Here is a 15,095-nt window from a genome sequence, read left to right on the forward strand (position 1 = left end):
TTTACAATTGAATCAAACAACAAAAGAATATGAATCCCGGATTTGATCCAGAAGAAATCGCGCAGCTCAAAGCCGAATGCAAGGCCGAGAATTCGAACTTTATATATGTAGAGGATGAATTCGAGGATGAGGATGATAACAACGAGCATGCCCACGTGCAGTTTGTAGGTACTTATAAAAATCAGGAAGTCATTTACGACGCGCTGGTTTACACCTTGCGCCTGCATCATTCTACGCTCGTGTACGACGAGGCGCTGGAACGGTTGAAAAAGGAGATGCCGGGCTATTTGTCGCCGGATGAGCGTCCGGCTAACTATAAGATTTCCGACGAGCAGGAAGACGAAGCAGAGTTGCTGCTGACCGAATTTATCGAGGAAATTGAAGAAGGGGAGGAGATCACCGTCCGCGAGCATATCGAAGTGGACGATCAGTTTGAATACGGCGTGGGGCTGGAAGTGGGGTTGAATAAAACGGAGATCGACGACAACGTGATCAGTGACTTTATCAAGGCCTATACCTCGGGTAATGTACAGCTTGATCCTACCTTGTACTCGTTCACAGGTAGTGAAGACGAAGATTGATCCGCTGAACAATAAGAAGGCTGTGCTAAAAAGGTTGAACTTGCACTAACTGTCACGCTGAGCGTAGTCGAAGCGGTACAATACCGCGCTTCGACTACGCTCAGCGTGACAACAAAAAACGACCACCCAAAGGTGGTCGTTTTGCATTAAATATGTTTCGTTCTGCGAATTAGATAGCAGATTTAACAGTCTTGATGATACGAGCTGCCACTTTGTAAGGATCAGCAGCAGAGTTCGGACGACGGTCTTCCAGGTATCCGCTCCATCCTTTTTGAGGAACAAGAACAGGGATACGGATAGAAGCACCACGGTCAGAAACACCGTAGCTGAAATCGTGGATAGAAGCAGTTTCGTGCTTTCCAGTCAGACGCAGGTGGTTGTCGGCACCGTAAACTTCGATGTGCTCTTTCACTACCGGACGGAATGCTTCGCAAATTTTGTCGAAAGTAGCTTTGCTGCCAGCAGTTCTCAAAACACCGTTTGAGAAGTTGGCGTGCATACCTGAACCGTTCCAGTCAAGATCGCCAAGCGGCTTGCAGTGCCAGTTGATGGATACACCGTATTTCTCACCGATTCTTTCAAGGAGGTAACGGCCCAACCAGATTTGGTCACCAGCTTCTTTTGCACCCTTCGCGAAGATCTGGAATTCCCACTGTCCTGCTGCTACTTCTGCATTGATACCTTCTACGTTCAAACCTGCGTCAAGGCAAACGTCAAGGTGCTCTTCGATGATCTCACGACCGTACGCATTTTTCGCGCCTACTGAGCAGTAGTATGGTCCTTGTGGAGCTGGGTAGCCACCAGCCGGGAAGCCAAGTGGTTTGTTGGTTTCGTTGTCCCAAAGGAAATATTCTTGTTCAAATCCGAACCAGAAGTCGTTATCGTCGTCTTCGATAGTTGCACGACCGTTTGATTCATGGGGAGTTCCGTCAGCGTTCAATACCTCGCACATTACCAGGTAGCCATTTTTGCGCTGTGGATCGGGGATAATGTAAACCGGTTTCAGCAAACAGTCGGAAGAACCGCCGGGAGCCTGCTCAGTTGACGAGCCATCAAACGACCACATTGCGCAATCTTCCAGTTTTCCACTAAAATCGTTTTCAATTTTGGTTTTGCTGCGTAAACTTTGGGTCGGCTTGTAGCCATCCAACCAAATATATTCCAGCTTGGACTTTGACATAATAGTACTAGATAAAGTGGTGACGAATAATTATAACGGCACAATATTAATGCAAAAATGTATTTACAAAAAATAAATGTTAGGAAAAATTAACCATCCACAGAATATTATTGCGTTCGTGGTAGTATTGTCAGTAAAAAATGTACTATTCTAATAAAATGAGCAGGTTTCGAAAACTGGCGTTTCGCGGGAATTTTTTGTTAAAAAGTCTGAAACAGGTTAAAAATATACCTTTGAAAACATAAAATACCGAGAATATCCAATAAGATGTCATTTTTGAATCCGTAGTGGGATAGAATTCTGCGGGGATTGTAAATTTTGTGCTGTTGCCGATATTTTGTATATTTTTGAAGGCTTCAGCGGTATTTGCTCACATTATCACAATATTGGAAAAATGCATTTGTTTTACCAGCCTGACCCTCACGTTTTTGAACTCGACGAGGAGGAAGCAAGGCATAGTTCGAAGGTTTTGAGGCTGGGTTCCGGCGATATGATTTATGTCACAAACGGCAAGGGGCTGCTTCAAAAATGCCGGCTCAACATTCAGGGGCGAAAAGTAGGTTACGAAGTGATAGAATCCAAAATGACGGAGCGGAGAAATTTCGCTGTTCATATGGCTATCGCGCCCACTCGCAAGGCCGAACGGAACGAGTGGATGGTGGAGAAGATGACGGAGATCGGCGTAGAACGTATTGATTTCGTCGTAACCGAGCATACCAACCCGGAGACTCTGAACCGCGTAGTGAACCTGACGAGGCTGAACCGCATCGCCGCCGCTGCTATGAAGCAGTCACAGCAATATTATATGCCGGTCATTACAGTAAATAACAAGTATGAGCCGTTTATTAAAAACGTGGACGACGTTGTCCGTCTGATCGCTTATGTTCCGGAACAAAATACGGTGGAGCACGTTTTCAGTAAAATACAGAAGGGCAGCGGCACGACGCTACTGATCGGCCCGGAAGGTGATTTCAGTCCGAAAGAAGTACAACTGGCGCTCGAAAACGGCTTCGAAACTGTATCGCTGGGTCCGACGAGGCTCCGAACCGAGACCGCCGCCGTAGCGGGGTGCCACGCGATTAATCTGGCGCAGGTTTTGTAATGAGTGAATGAGTCAATGAGTGAATGAGTGAATGAGTGAATGATTGAATATAAAAGTCTGAAAGTCATTGGCTGCTTCATGAATCCTATTCTCTCATTGGCTGATAACCCATTTATCCATTCGGTCATTCACTCATTCAATCATTCCCCGTTCCACGGCGGCTCATTCACTCATTCATTCAATCACTCATTCACTCATTCATTCATGAAACGCCACTTCGCCCTTCTCGCCTTACTCCTCTGCGCGTCCCTGGCATCGTTTGGGCAGTCGTCCCTGAAAATCGCCAAGTTGAAATATGGCGGGGGCGGGGATTGGTATGCCAATAAAACGTCGTTACCGAACCTGATCAAGTTCTGCAATGCGGAGCTGAAAATGAATATCAATCCGGTGGAAGATGTGGTGGAAGTCGGCAGCCCGGATATTTTCTCCTACCCGTTTGTGCATATGACCGGGCACGGGAATGTTGTTTTCAGCGATACAGAGGCGCAAAATCTGCGGAATTACCTGCTCTCCGGCGGTTTCTTGCATGTGGATGATAACTACGGGCTCGATCAGTTTATCCGCCGAGAAATGAAGAAAGTATTTCCTGAATTGTCATTCGTAGAACTTCCTTATGACCATCAGGTTTATCATATGAAATACAATTTCCCCGACGGCCTGCCGAAAGTACACGAGCACGACGGCAAGCAGCCGCAAGGTTTCGGGTTGATCTGGCAGGGAAGGCTCATTTGCTATTACAGCTACGAAACCGACCTCGGCAATGGTTGGGAGGACCAGAGTGTGTACAACGACCCTGAAGAAATGCGCCGTAAGGCGTTACAAATGGGGGCGAACCTGCTTAGTTACGCTTTCATGATCGAGTAGTCGGGTCGTGGGTTCGGGCGACGCAAGTGCTATGGCTATATTCCAAATTTAGTTTGGGAAATTTCGGTTTTCTAACCTTTGGCACTTACTTTTGTGCAAAGTTTAGCTTATCAAAATTTTCCGCCATTCCATGTATATAGTTCTGATTGTATTTGTTGTACATTGGTATTTGTCACTATTCTGTCAAACCTTTTTCCTGCACCGCTATTCCGCTCATAAGATGTTTATCATGAGCAAGCCGTGGGAACGGTTCTTCTATTTGCTTACCTATCTTTCACAAGGTTCTTCCTACCTGAGCCCACGTGCATATGCGATCCTGCACCGCATGCACCACGCGTTCAGCGACACCGATAAAGACCCGCATTCACCGCACCACACTAAAAACGTGTTCACGATGATGTGGGAGACCAAAAACATTTACAATGCCGTATTGAACCGCAAACGCGCGGTCGAAAACCGTTTCGAGCGTAACTATCCCGAATGGAAGTTTGTGGAAAAGTTGGGTGATTCCTGGATTTCGAGGGCAGGTTGGGGCGTGTTGTACATCGTGTTCTACGTGCTGGCCTACATTTACCTGGATATGCACTGGGCGTTCTTCTTCCTGCTGCCGATCCACTTCCTGATGGGCCCGATCCACGGCGCGATCGTCAATTGGAGCGGACACAAATACGGCTACCAAAACTTCGATAACGACGATAAATCGAAAAACTCCCTGATCTTCGACTTCCTGATGATGGGCGAGCTTTTCCAGAACAACCACCACAAACGTCCGAACTCGATCAACTTTGGTTCCAAGTGGTTCGAAGTCGATCCGACGTACCCGGTGATCAAGCTGCTGAACAAGTTGAAGATTATTGAGATTCGAAAGAAGCACTAATGCATGATGTTCTGATCGCATTGTAGTCAGAAGTGGTCAGGTGCGGTTAAGGGTTGTCATTTGTAGTCAGGGATTGTCATTGATAGTCATCGATAGAATGGGAGGAGAAATTGGTCAATCGGCCGGTTTCTCCTCTCTTTTTGTATCAATCACCACACCTGACTACAACTGACTACACTTGACAACTCCTGACTACAAATGACAATCCTGACCACATTTGACAATACCTGACCACACTTGACAAAAAAAATTGGCAGACGTGAGAGACGCCTGCCAATCTGCTTATTAACACCACAAAAAATGAAATCCTTTGAGTTTGTCGTCTTGCGCGAGTTTTCGCCCTGTCGACATTACAAATAAGATCAACAATACTTAGAAAGGCGTTAATAATAAGTTAGAATTTCCTTAGAGGCGTAAAAAAGTTAAGCGGAACGTCGTGCCTTTCGGGACGTTGGATTGAATGCTGATGCTGCCATTGTGGAGCTTTACAATGCGCTCCACGAGCGAAAGCCCGATGCCGTAGCCTTTGATGTTCGCCGTGTTGTCGCTGCGGTAGAATGGCTGGAAAACGAGGCTCTTGTCCTTGTCGGGAATTCCCTTTCCATTGTCGGAAAACGTAAGGCCAAGCTGCCCGCGCGAGGGAAGCAGGCAAACGTTTACGGCATTGTCGTCCGAGAACTTGCAGGCATTATCCATCAGGTTCAGGAAGGCTGTTTTGAGAAGCGTCGAGTTGCCGGTGATTTCGAGCCATGTGTCGTCCTCGGGAAGTTCGTCGAAGTTCAGCTGAATATTATAGGTAGGGTTGGCCTGGGCGAGGTTCATGCGGCAGTCGAGCAGGAGGTCGTCTACGCGGATGAGTTCGGTAAGCAGGTCGCGTTGGTCTTCGCTGACTTTGGCAAGTTCCAGCAGGGTATTCGAAAGCTGGCCCAGCTCCTGTATATCTTCCAGTACGGAGCGGATCGTCATCTGGTACTCAAACGGGTTCCGCTCTTTGAGCATGCTTACTTCCAACTGCGATTTAATCTTCGTCAGCGGGTTTTTCAGTTCGTGCGAGACATTGGCGACGAATATTTTCTGCATTTGAAATGCGGTTTCAATGCGGTCGAGCAGTTTATTGAAAGTGATCGTCAGTCGCCCGATCTCGTCCTTCTGGTTGGGAACGTTGAGGCGTGTATCCAATTTTTGGGGTAAAATACCTTCCACGGCATTCATAACCTTCGAAATAGGCCTCAATGCGCGTTTGGAGAATATCCAGCCCACGATCGCCACTACGAACGTCACGACGAGGTACAATACCGTAAGCAGCGTTTTGAGGTTGGAAAGGTTTGCCTGCCCGTACAAGTCCTTTGCGCCGAGCATTACGACGGCTTTGTTGAAAGGGTATTTGTAATAAAGGCCCACTACTTTATAATCGCCGTCGTCATACCGGATCTGGCCGGCCTTGCGTATCTCGTCGAGCCAGTAGTTGGAAACGTGCAACGCTTTGAGCTGCGGGGTAGTGGAGTTGCTGTAAATGAGCCGGTTTTTTTCGTCGAAAATAAAAATATTCTCGTCGTAAATGAGGTCACGGTTGGTTTCGTCCAAGGCTTTCAGTACCTCGGCATTGATAAGCGGCACCTGTACTTTCAGCAAAAGTTCTGCCTGGGATTTAGCCTTAGACCGGAGACGATCGTAAAAGTCCTCAGTAACATTATAATAGGTAAAAAAATATACCGCCAGAAAGGTGACCAGCAAAATACCGCTTACCAGCAAGGAAAACTGAACCGTAAGTCGGGTACGAATTTGCATAGCTTATTCTACTTTGAGCACATAACCCATCCCAAACTGGGTGTGAATGAGCTTCACGGGATAGTCTTTGTCGATCTTTTTGCGAAGGTAATTTACATATACTTCAATGACATTGGTACCGGTGTCAAAACCGATATCCCAGACCTGCTCGGCAATCTCGACCTTTGAGATTACCCTTCCCTGATTGCGGATCAGGTATACCAGCAGATTGAATTCCCGTGCCGTCAGGTTAATCTTATTTCCCGAACGATAAACAGTTTTAGCATCCAGTGAAACTTCCAGGTCTGCAAAACGCAATACCTGCGCCGTGTGAGAAACTGTGGATCCGCGCTTCGTGAGCGCACGTACGCGAGCGAGCAATTCTTTAAATTCGAACGGCTTCACAAGATAATCGTCCGCACCGGCATCGAGGCCTGTTACCTTATCATCGGTGGTTCCCAACGCGGTGAGCATGAGGATGGGCGTTTCGTCACCCCAACTGCGGATTTCGCGGCAAAGCTCGATACCGTTGATACCCGGAATAATAATGTCGCTGATAATGAGCTGGTAAACATTGCTGCGGGCGAGCTGCTTGCCGATCAGCCCGTCATAAGCAATATCGACTTCATATCCATTCTCTTCCAGCCCCTGCCGTATAGACTGCAATGTTTTTGGCTCGTCCTCTATCAGTAACAGTTTCATACGCTATGCAAGAATAGTTCCGACACTTCCTGCCAGCTTGAAACGCGCTTGTAGGCGGTTTCCCGGAGGTTGTGTGGGGATGAAAAAAGAATGCCTTTGCCTTTGAACGCCGCCAGGTTACGTACGTGATCGTCGATCAGGTAATCGGACTGGATAATGCTTTTATACCCGCAGAAAACCACATTCGTCCACGGGATAAATGGAAAGTGTTTTTTGAGCCAATCGAACTTATCACGGAATGAATTCGGGAATTCCATGCAGGCCGTCGCCACGAACAGCTCGTAGTATTTCGAAAGTTGGTGAACCGTTTCGATTGCTCCTTCTTTTACCTGGATGTCCGCGAAGAAACCCGGCGTATCCATTATCTTATGTAACTTCGATAGCTGCTTCGGATGCAGCAATTCCCTCAAACCTTTGGTCTGGAAATCCTCACGGTGTAAAGTGGTCGAAAAATCGGCAAGGACAATGTCGACCAGCTTTTCGTGGGTATTCGCCAGTACATCGTCCATGTCGAGGGTCAATCTCAGCATCAGAGTATGGTTCGGCTAATGTCGAAGTTTTCGAGGTAATCGTTCACACGTTTCAGGAACAAGCCGCCCAACGAACCGTCCACGACGCGGTGGTCGTAGGAATGCGAGACGAACATCATGCTTCGGATACCTATCAGGTCACCCTGCGGGGTTTCGATCACGGCAGGTTTTTTCTTGATCGCACCAAATGCCATGATCGCGACCTGAGGCTGCACGATGATTGGCGTGCCCATCAGGTTGGAGAATGCACCGATGTTGGAAACGGTGTAAGTGCCTCCCGCCAGGTCGTCGGCTTTCAGGCGATTCTCCCGTGCGCGCTTCGCGAGGTCGTTCACTTTGCGTGCCAGCCCCGGTAAGTCGTAGCGGTCGGCATTATGAATGACCGGTACGATCAGGTTACCATCCGGCAATGCCACGGCCATTCCAATATTAATATCTTTCTTCTTGATGATCTTGTCACCCTCCACTGAAATGTTGATCAGCGGGTAATCCTTGATGGCTTTCACGACCGCCTCGATCAGGATTGGCGTAAATGTAATGCTGTCGCCGGTTTTCTTGCGGTAGTCCGCTTTCACATGCTCACGCCAGCCGACCACAGGCGTCATATCCGTTTCGATAAACGAGGTAACGTGCGCCGAAATCCTTTTCGATTCGACCATCCGTTGCGAAATCATCTTCCGCATGCGGTCCATTTCGATGATCTCATTGCTGCCGTTCAGCGACGTCGCTGGAACAGGGGCAATCACAGGCCCTTTTTTGCGACGGTGTTCGACATAGGAGAGGATATCGTCCTTGGTAACCCTGTTTTCGAGACCTGTTCCTTTGATTACCTTCAATTCAGCCACCGGAATCTGTTCCTCCCGTGCAATGCTCAGCACGAGTGGCGAATAGAAGGAATTAACCGAGGAATTGGCAGGGGCATATTCATAAACCGGCTCAGGCGTTCTGCTTACAGCCGTTTGGAAATCTTTTTCAAGCGCCGCTGCTGTTGCCGCTACGGCCGTCGCATCAGCCTCTTCTTCCATGCCTACGAGCGCGGGTGTCCCCGCATCCTGGGCAACCACGTCATCGGCCACTTCAATTTGTGCCACAGCGCTGCCGATCGGCACCACGTCGTCCACTTTGACGAGCCATTTGGTGAGTGTTCCCTCGTAAGGGCAGGGTACTTCGGTATCTACTTTATCGGTAGCCACTTCCAGGATGGAGTCATCGATACGCACCTTCGCGCCTTCTTCCACCAGCAGGTGTAGCACGGTGCATTCCATGATGCTTTCCCCCATCGGAGGCATTACCATTTCAACTATTTTCATACTGGGTGTTTTTTCGAAGGTAAGGAAAACATGCTTTCGTTACCTCCATGGTCCTGATCTTCGTTTAGCCTTTTACCGCGAGAGAAGTTTTTAAAATGGTTTTTCTCAGCAGGTTGAGCGCGTAGGAGCAGGTTAGTTCTATATTGATTTTTCTGTTGTTCCTTAATGTCAGCAGTTGGGTAAATGTCTCCTCCGGCGTCGCGCAGGCGATCCACACGGTACCTACCGGTTTTTCAGGCGTGCCACCGTCGGGGCCTGCGATACCGGTTGTAGATATCGCGAATGTGGTGTTCAGCACACGCCTTGCACCTTCCGCCATTTCGCGCGCAGTTTGCTCGCTCACCGCGCCATAGGCATCCAGGGTTTCGCGCGATACGCCCAGCACACTCATTTTTACATCATTACTATAACTCACTACCGAACCTTCGTAGTACCGCGAAGCGCCCGGAATGCTCGTGATCTGATTTGCTACATACCCGCCTGTGCAACTTTCCGCTGTACCAACAGTGGCGTTATGGTTCATTAATAATGTCCCGATCACAGCTTCCAGTTCATCCAAATCATAACCGAAAACATATTCTTCGATCAGGGGAAGTACTAATGCTACCTGTTCGTCCAGTTGCTTTTCCAAAACTGCCTGATCCGTTCCCGTTCCCGTGAGCCTGAGCTTCACCTGGCCGAAATGCGGCAGATAGGCCAGTTTGATATGGGCCGGCAATGCATCCTCCCAGGCCGAAATTTTTTCCGCGAGAAAGGACTCGCCGATACCGATGGTCCGGATTTGCTTGTGCTGGATAATGTGGGTCGAAAACCGGGCTTTCAATCTTGGCAGGATTTCGAACTCCATTAAATTCTTCATTTCGTACGGCACACCTGGCAGCGAAACGTAAATGACCCCGTCCTTTTCGAACCACATACCCGGGGCGGTTCCCCAGAGGTTCGGGATGTAGGTAGCATTTTTGGGGAGTGCCGCCTGCTGGGTGTTCATTTCGGTCATGGCGCGGCCGCGTTTGGCGAAAAACTCGGTCACCAATGCGAGGGCATCCTGGTTGATTTCCAGTTCGGTGCCGAAGTATTCGCAGAAGGTGTGCTTGGTAATATCGTCGCGCGTGGGTCCGAGCCCGCCCGTAACGATCACTATGTTCACGCGCTGGCTCGCTTGCGTGAGCGCGTCCAGAATGTCCTGCCTGTTGTCGCCAACAGATGTTTTCCTTGCCGGACGGACACCGATGTCAGTCAGTTGGGTGCCAATCCATTGCGTATTCGTGTCGACGATCTGGCCGAAAAGAATCTCGTCACCGATCGTGATTATTTCAGCCCTGGCAGAGGAAATCATAGGTTGAGAACAGGTTAAATGGGACCGTTATTTTCCCAAAAATAAGTAAAATTAATCGTTATTGAGTACGTTTGAACCGTAGTGAAATATTAACAAACTCTATTGTAATGAAATACAAAATCCTTTCGATAACGCTGTTTTGGCTCATTTTAGGACACACTTCGCATGCACAGTTCAACCTCGGAAAGCTGCTTGGTAAAGGAGGTAACAAAAGTGGAGGACTCGCTGAAAACGAGATCGTTCAGGGCTTGAAGGAGGCATTGAATATCGGCATCAGCAATGGTTCTGAATCGGCGTCCAAGGTGGATGGCTTCTTCAAAAACGAACTGATTAAAATTGCCGTGCCGCCGGAAGCGCAAAAGGTGGCGCAGACATTGCGCAAAATGGGGCTGGGCGCTGAGGTGGATAAATTTACATTGTCGCTCAACCGCGCTGCGGAAGACGCCGCCAAAAAATCCAAGCCGATTTTCGTGAAAGCGATTACTTCGATGACGGTACCCGATGCGCTGGGCATTTTGAAGGGCCAGGACGATGCCGCGACCCAGTATTTGAAGAAATCGACCAATGACGAGCTGTTCAAAACGTTTTTCCCGGTGGTCGACAGTACCTTGAACCTCAATAAAGCCACTGAATATTACGCGGACATCGTCAAAACCTACAACCAGATCCCGCTGGTCAAAAAGGTGAACCCCGATTTGAAACAGTATGCGACCCAAAAGACAATCGATGGCCTTTACGTGCTGATTGCACAGGAGGAAAAGAAAATTCGCGAGAATCCCGGTGCGCGGGTGACTGATTTGCTTAAAAAAGTGTTCAGTCAGGCAGGCAAGTGAGTTTTGCTTACTTTTGTAAAAATTAACACCTCAATATGAAAAAGTCAGAAATACATTTCACCGTTGAACTGGACGAAAAAAATATACCGGAGAAGATCTTTTGGGATGCGACGGACAACCCGAACGAAGGGATTAACGATACCCGTGCGATTGCGATCGGCGTTTGGGACCATTACCACCGGGGAACGCTGAAAATCGACCTCTGGACAAAGGATATGGAGGTTTTTGAAATGAAGCGGTTCTACATCGAACTCATGAGCGGCATCGCGGACACCTTGCTGACCGCTACCAACGACCGCAGCATGGCCGATATGATCGAAGGCGTGTGCGATACATTGAGCAAGCGCCTGGATGAAGAAATGAAAGCAGCCAAGTAACAGGAAAGAGCGGTGAGAGCCGCTCTTTCTTGTTAATCCATATTCTTTAATTCCTCCTTCGCCTTCTTGGGCAAACTGGCCACGACCAGATCGTAGGAATCTTTCACCCAGCTGAACAGCTCGTCATTGGGAATGCTGCCCGTCACGTACACGGTATTCCAGTGCTTTTTGTTCATATGATATCCCGGTTTCACGTCGGGATATTTTTCTCTTAGTTCTTCGGCCTTTTCAGGGTCGCATTTTGCATTGAACTGGTGTTGAAGAGCATCCAGCGGTGTAAGCAGGAATATCTTTCCCATGACTTTAAAAACCAGCGTATCGGGGCCGAACGGTAGTTCTTCCGTTACACCGGGTAATTTCAGGCAGTATTCCCGCAGTGTTTCGAGGTTCATCGTGTTAAAGCTCTGACAATCATAATAATGATACAAATCAGGAACATGACAATCGAGATGCGGTTGATCCCGTGCATCATACGCAGGTTGAACGAATCGGGGTTATTCGGGTCGCGCTTTTTGAAGACGCGGATGAAGTAGGAAAACACTTCACCGAGTTGAAAGTATTTTTTCATTGTATTTTTAAACCAAAATTTCTCGTTCCTCCGGCTCAATCCACCGGCCATCTTCCCGGATCAGCTCGATCAGCTCTTCCACCGCTTTGGACGAATGCACCGACCGTTTGATCACTTCCTGCCCGCGGTACAACGCAATTTTGTCTTTGCCCATACCCACGTAACCATAATCGGCATCGGCCATTTCGCCCGGGCCGTTTACGATACACCCCATAATGCCGATCTTGACGCCTTTCAAATGCTCTGTGTGCTTGCGGATCATCGCTGTGGTCTCCTGTAAATCGAACAACGTACGACCGCAGGAAGGGCAGGAGATGTATTCCGTTTTCGACATCCGCGTGCGCGCAGCTTGCAGAATGCCGAATGCAATGCTGTTATAGGAAGCTGCTGCTTTCAATTTTTCGGAGTGTCCGGTGCCTTCTGCAAATTCAGGCGAAAGCAATGTCCCGTCACCGAATCCGTCCACCAGCAAACCGCCAATGTCTGTCGCGGAATATAATGTGAGTTTATCGCCGAGATCCGTTTCGTAGCTTCGATGGACGATTACCGGGACTTTGATATGCAAGTCCGTCAGTTTGTAAAAGAACCGCCGCATTTCCGGCATTGCGTGCGCATTATGCGTATGCAGGACGAGTACGACATTCTTTTGGCCGGAAATCGCATTCAGAAATGGCTCATCGAATGTGTGGATATCCCCTTTGATAAAATTCAGTTCGGAAGAAATATCCGTTTCCGCCTCATGCCAGTCCGAGACTTCAAAAAGCGGGAATTTAGTATGCTTTTCAGCATGTACCTGCCATTGCGGATAGTCGAGAATCTCGCGCAGGCCGTTTGGCAACATAAAAGGTACCGGTTTCTTGCCTGTGTAAATGAAATCGGTACCCTGGTCATTCATAGCCCATTTGTCGGGAACCGGGAGGAAAAAATGCCCGATACTTTTCAAATCTTCGAGCTGTTCTACCGCGATATTCGAATAGTCGGCCATCACGCGCGGCACATTCAGATGGCCGATATTGTAAACTTCCCGCGTATCGCGACGCGTATACTGGAAAGGGTTGATCGGGCAATGGTCAATCGGCTCGATGGGCGCATGCGTAGCCCGCGATGTGTATCGCTCGATCAGCGCGCGGGCCACAGGTGCTTCTTTTTCCGGCGCTTCGGTAAGTGAAACACGCACGGTATCGCCCAGGCCGTCTTCAAGCAAAGTACCGATACCCACCGCCGATTTAATGCGGCCGTCCTCGGCCTCGCCGGCCTCGGTAACCCCCAAATGCAACGGGTAGGGCTTCAAACCTTCCTCATCCAGCCGTTGCACCAGCAAGCGATAGGCTTCCACCATCACCTGCGTATTGCTGGACTTCATCGACAACGCGATGTTGAAATAATTGAATTCTTCACAAATGCGCAGAAATTCCAGTGCGGACTCCACCATACCCAGCGGTGTGTCGCCGTATCGGCTCAGAATGCGGTCCGAAAGCGAACCATGGTTGGTGCCGATTCGCATGGCAGTACCATATTCCTTACAAATCTTGACCAAAGGAATAAACTTTTCCCGGATCCGTTCCAGCTCGGCGGCATACGAAGCATCGGTATAATCGATTACTTCAAAACGTTTGCGATCGGCGTAGTTACCAGGGTTAATGCGCACCTTTTCGACAATGCGTGCCGCCAGTTCTGCTGCATTGGGTGTGAAATGTATATCTGCGATCAACGGCACGTGAATGCCCATTTTACGCAGGCCGTTGCGGATATTTTCAAGATTTTGCGCCTCCTTCACGCTCGGTGCGGTAATGCGTACATACTCGCATCCCGACTCCACCATCCGGATCACCTCGTCGATCGAGCCCTGCGTATCCATCGTATCGACGGTCGTCATCGATTGCACGCGGATCGGGTAATCGGAGCCCATCGGGAGATCGCCGATATGGATCGAGATCGTCTTCCGCCGTTCATAGGCAGTCAGCGACGGGCAGTAAATATTGGTTTTTTGTTCAGAAGGTGTGATCACGGTCATTGAATAGTAATATCGACAAAGGTCTTAAAACTAAAACACAATTGGAATGCCAATGGTGCATTTTTCAATTTTCGTTGGCGGCTTTGTAACCCTAGCTTAACGGATCGTAAATCTTCTACGCCATTACCGTTCCCATATTAATTCCAGCCGGATATTCATTGCTTATTGAAATGGTTATGTTTTGTATTTGAAAAGTCAAATATTTGCTCTCGCCAGGCACCGCCAGTCCACGGCAAATCAATAGCTCAACTTTCCGGTTTTTCTGCCCAAATGAGGGCGACATCTGTATGTTTCAATCATCATGTAAACCAGAGCTATATGGGAAAAATCAGTTTATGCCTGATCGTTACTTTGCTTTCATCCGGCCTGTTCGCGCAAACATCGTTGCGATGGAATTACCCCTGCAAGCCGGGAACCGAATGCTGGAACGCACTTACGTCTGTCGCGGAGCGGCAGAATGCCTGTCAGATCACAGGAATAGACCTGAAAACGCTAAGTACGGAGGAATTGCTGCTGATTACGATGGAGCATCCGTTTTTTCGGAGTTATGTGGCACATGACAGTCCGGTGGAAGGGCTGGGTTTTGCATTGGAGGGTTTCAATGGGTTTGAGGAATTCAAGAAGCGGCCTGATGCGATGAAGGCTGCTTGCGATATCTATTTCACGGAGGATTTTAGCAAGATTCAAACAATGCCGGACAGTGCGGCGATGGGTGCATATTCTCTGAAATGGATTGGATTAGAGCTAGTGATGAGCAATGAGCAGTTTTTGAGCCAAATGTATCCACAGGAAAAGACCGACTTTTTGAAGCGATTACACGCGCAGCTGCTCATTAAACAGCGCTACCGGGATGTCTTTGGTGGGATTTCGGATGCGGTTAGCGCTTACATCTTTGACAAGGTGACATATTCGATGGGGGGTGGGGAACTGGAAAGCCAATATGAGGCGGAGCGTATGAAGGAGTTTCGGGAGCGATTGATTATGCGGGATTCGGGCCAAATCGAATTGTTGCTGAACAAGTTTACGGAGTATATTAAAAATCATTGAGTTGTAC

General features: G+C 48.6%; 16 protein-coding genes. 7 read left to right on the top strand and 9 right to left on the bottom strand.

Going from position 1 to position 15,095, the window contains the following annotated elements; translation table 11 throughout:
• Positions 1 to 29: 29 nt before the first annotated feature.
• Positions 30 to 581 (top strand): hypothetical protein, encoded by a 552-nt coding sequence (locus tag J7619_RS20205; RefSeq protein WP_291202745.1) that lies wholly within the window; start codon positions 30 to 32, stop codon positions 579 to 581.
• Between the two features lie 169 nt (positions 582 to 750).
• Here the strand turns inward: J7619_RS20205 and J7619_RS20210 are convergent, their stop codons facing one another.
• Entirely contained in the window at positions 751 to 1,761 is a 1,011-nt protein-coding gene (locus J7619_RS20210) for a glutamine synthetase beta-grasp domain-containing protein (RefSeq protein ID WP_291202748.1), read from the bottom strand.
• 394 nt (positions 1,762 to 2,155) lie between these two features.
• Between J7619_RS20210 and J7619_RS20215 the strand changes: the two genes are divergently transcribed.
• The 3 genes from J7619_RS20215 to J7619_RS20225 all read left to right on the top strand — a co-directional run bounded on the left by J7619_RS20215 (position 2,156) and on the right by J7619_RS20225 (position 4,604).
• Complete coding sequence (locus tag J7619_RS20215) at positions 2,156 to 2,863, top strand: 16S rRNA (uracil(1498)-N(3))-methyltransferase (protein ID WP_291202751.1); 708 nt, start codon at positions 2,156 to 2,158, stop codon at positions 2,861 to 2,863.
• Between the two features lie 204 nt (positions 2,864 to 3,067).
• A complete protein-coding gene (locus tag J7619_RS20220; protein WP_291202757.1) occupies positions 3,068 to 3,727 on the top strand; it encodes a DUF4159 domain-containing protein in 660 nt (219 codons plus the stop codon).
• 130 nt (positions 3,728 to 3,857) lie between these two features.
• Positions 3,858 to 4,604 (top strand): acyl-CoA desaturase, encoded by a 747-nt coding sequence (locus tag J7619_RS20225; protein WP_291202759.1) that lies wholly within the window; start codon positions 3,858 to 3,860, stop codon positions 4,602 to 4,604.
• A gap of 405 nt (positions 4,605 to 5,009) precedes the next feature.
• On the opposite strand, the gene J7619_RS20230 is transcribed toward J7619_RS20225, so the two are convergent.
• From J7619_RS20230 to J7619_RS20250, 5 genes are all read right to left on the bottom strand, one after another.
• Positions 5,010 to 6,392 (bottom strand): HAMP domain-containing sensor histidine kinase, encoded by a 1,383-nt coding sequence (locus tag J7619_RS20230; protein ID WP_291202762.1) that lies wholly within the window; start codon positions 6,390 to 6,392, stop codon positions 5,010 to 5,012.
• A gap of 3 nt (positions 6,393 to 6,395) precedes the next feature.
• On the bottom strand, positions 6,396 to 7,073 hold the full coding sequence (locus J7619_RS20235; protein WP_291202765.1) for a response regulator transcription factor: 678 nt from the start codon (positions 7,071 to 7,073) through the stop codon (positions 6,396 to 6,398).
• Complete coding sequence (locus J7619_RS20240; protein ID WP_291202768.1) at positions 7,070 to 7,603, bottom strand: 5' nucleotidase, NT5C type; 534 nt, start codon at positions 7,601 to 7,603, stop codon at positions 7,070 to 7,072. Before J7619_RS20240 ends, J7619_RS20235 begins: the two co-directional genes overlap by 4 nt.
• Positions 7,603 to 8,913 (bottom strand): dihydrolipoamide acetyltransferase family protein, encoded by a 1,311-nt coding sequence (locus tag J7619_RS20245; protein WP_291202771.1) that lies wholly within the window; start codon positions 8,911 to 8,913, stop codon positions 7,603 to 7,605. Before J7619_RS20245 ends, J7619_RS20240 begins: the two co-directional genes overlap by 1 nt.
• A 64-nt stretch (positions 8,914 to 8,977) precedes the next feature.
• Positions 8,978 to 10,249 (bottom strand): competence/damage-inducible protein A, encoded by a 1,272-nt coding sequence (locus J7619_RS20250; RefSeq protein ID WP_291202774.1) that lies wholly within the window; start codon positions 10,247 to 10,249, stop codon positions 8,978 to 8,980.
• Between the two features lie 107 nt (positions 10,250 to 10,356).
• Between J7619_RS20250 and J7619_RS20255 the strand changes: the two genes are divergently transcribed.
• Together J7619_RS20255 and gldC are read left to right on the top strand one after the other, a co-directional pair.
• Positions 10,357 to 11,082: a DUF4197 domain-containing protein gene (locus tag J7619_RS20255; protein ID WP_291202777.1), complete on the top strand. Its 726-nt coding sequence runs from the start codon at positions 10,357 to 10,359 to the stop codon at positions 11,080 to 11,082.
• A gap of 35 nt (positions 11,083 to 11,117) precedes the next feature.
• Positions 11,118 to 11,459, top strand: a complete 342-nt coding sequence (gene gldC, locus J7619_RS20260; protein WP_090157479.1) for a gliding motility protein GldC — start codon at positions 11,118 to 11,120, stop codon at positions 11,457 to 11,459.
• 32 nt (positions 11,460 to 11,491) lie between these two features.
• Here gldC and J7619_RS20265 read toward each other — a convergent pair whose 3' ends face one another.
• From J7619_RS20265 to ispG, 3 genes are read right to left on the bottom strand one after another with little or no spacing between them, the layout of a single operon-like run.
• Positions 11,492 to 11,851, bottom strand: coding sequence for an MmcQ/YjbR family DNA-binding protein (locus J7619_RS20265; protein WP_291202781.1), 360 nt, complete (start codon positions 11,849 to 11,851; stop codon positions 11,492 to 11,494).
• Positions 11,848 to 12,027 (bottom strand): DUF6728 family protein, encoded by a 180-nt coding sequence (locus J7619_RS20270; protein ID WP_291202783.1) that lies wholly within the window; start codon positions 12,025 to 12,027, stop codon positions 11,848 to 11,850. The genes J7619_RS20265 and J7619_RS20270 overlap by 4 nt, the downstream gene beginning before the upstream one ends.
• A 7-nt stretch (positions 12,028 to 12,034) precedes the next feature.
• On the bottom strand, positions 12,035 to 14,041 hold the full coding sequence (gene ispG, locus J7619_RS20275) for a (E)-4-hydroxy-3-methylbut-2-enyl-diphosphate synthase (protein WP_291202785.1): 2,007 nt from the start codon (positions 14,039 to 14,041) through the stop codon (positions 12,035 to 12,037).
• Positions 14,042 to 14,359: 318 nt separating this feature from the next.
• Between ispG and J7619_RS20280 the strand changes: the two genes are divergently transcribed.
• Complete coding sequence (locus J7619_RS20280) at positions 14,360 to 15,088, top strand: hypothetical protein (protein ID WP_291202787.1); 729 nt, start codon at positions 14,360 to 14,362, stop codon at positions 15,086 to 15,088.
• Positions 15,089 to 15,095: the final 7 nt, after the last annotated feature.

This window comes from Dyadobacter sp. (assembly GCF_017744695.1).
Classification (GTDB): domain Bacteria; phylum Bacteroidota; class Bacteroidia; order Cytophagales; family Spirosomataceae; genus Dyadobacter.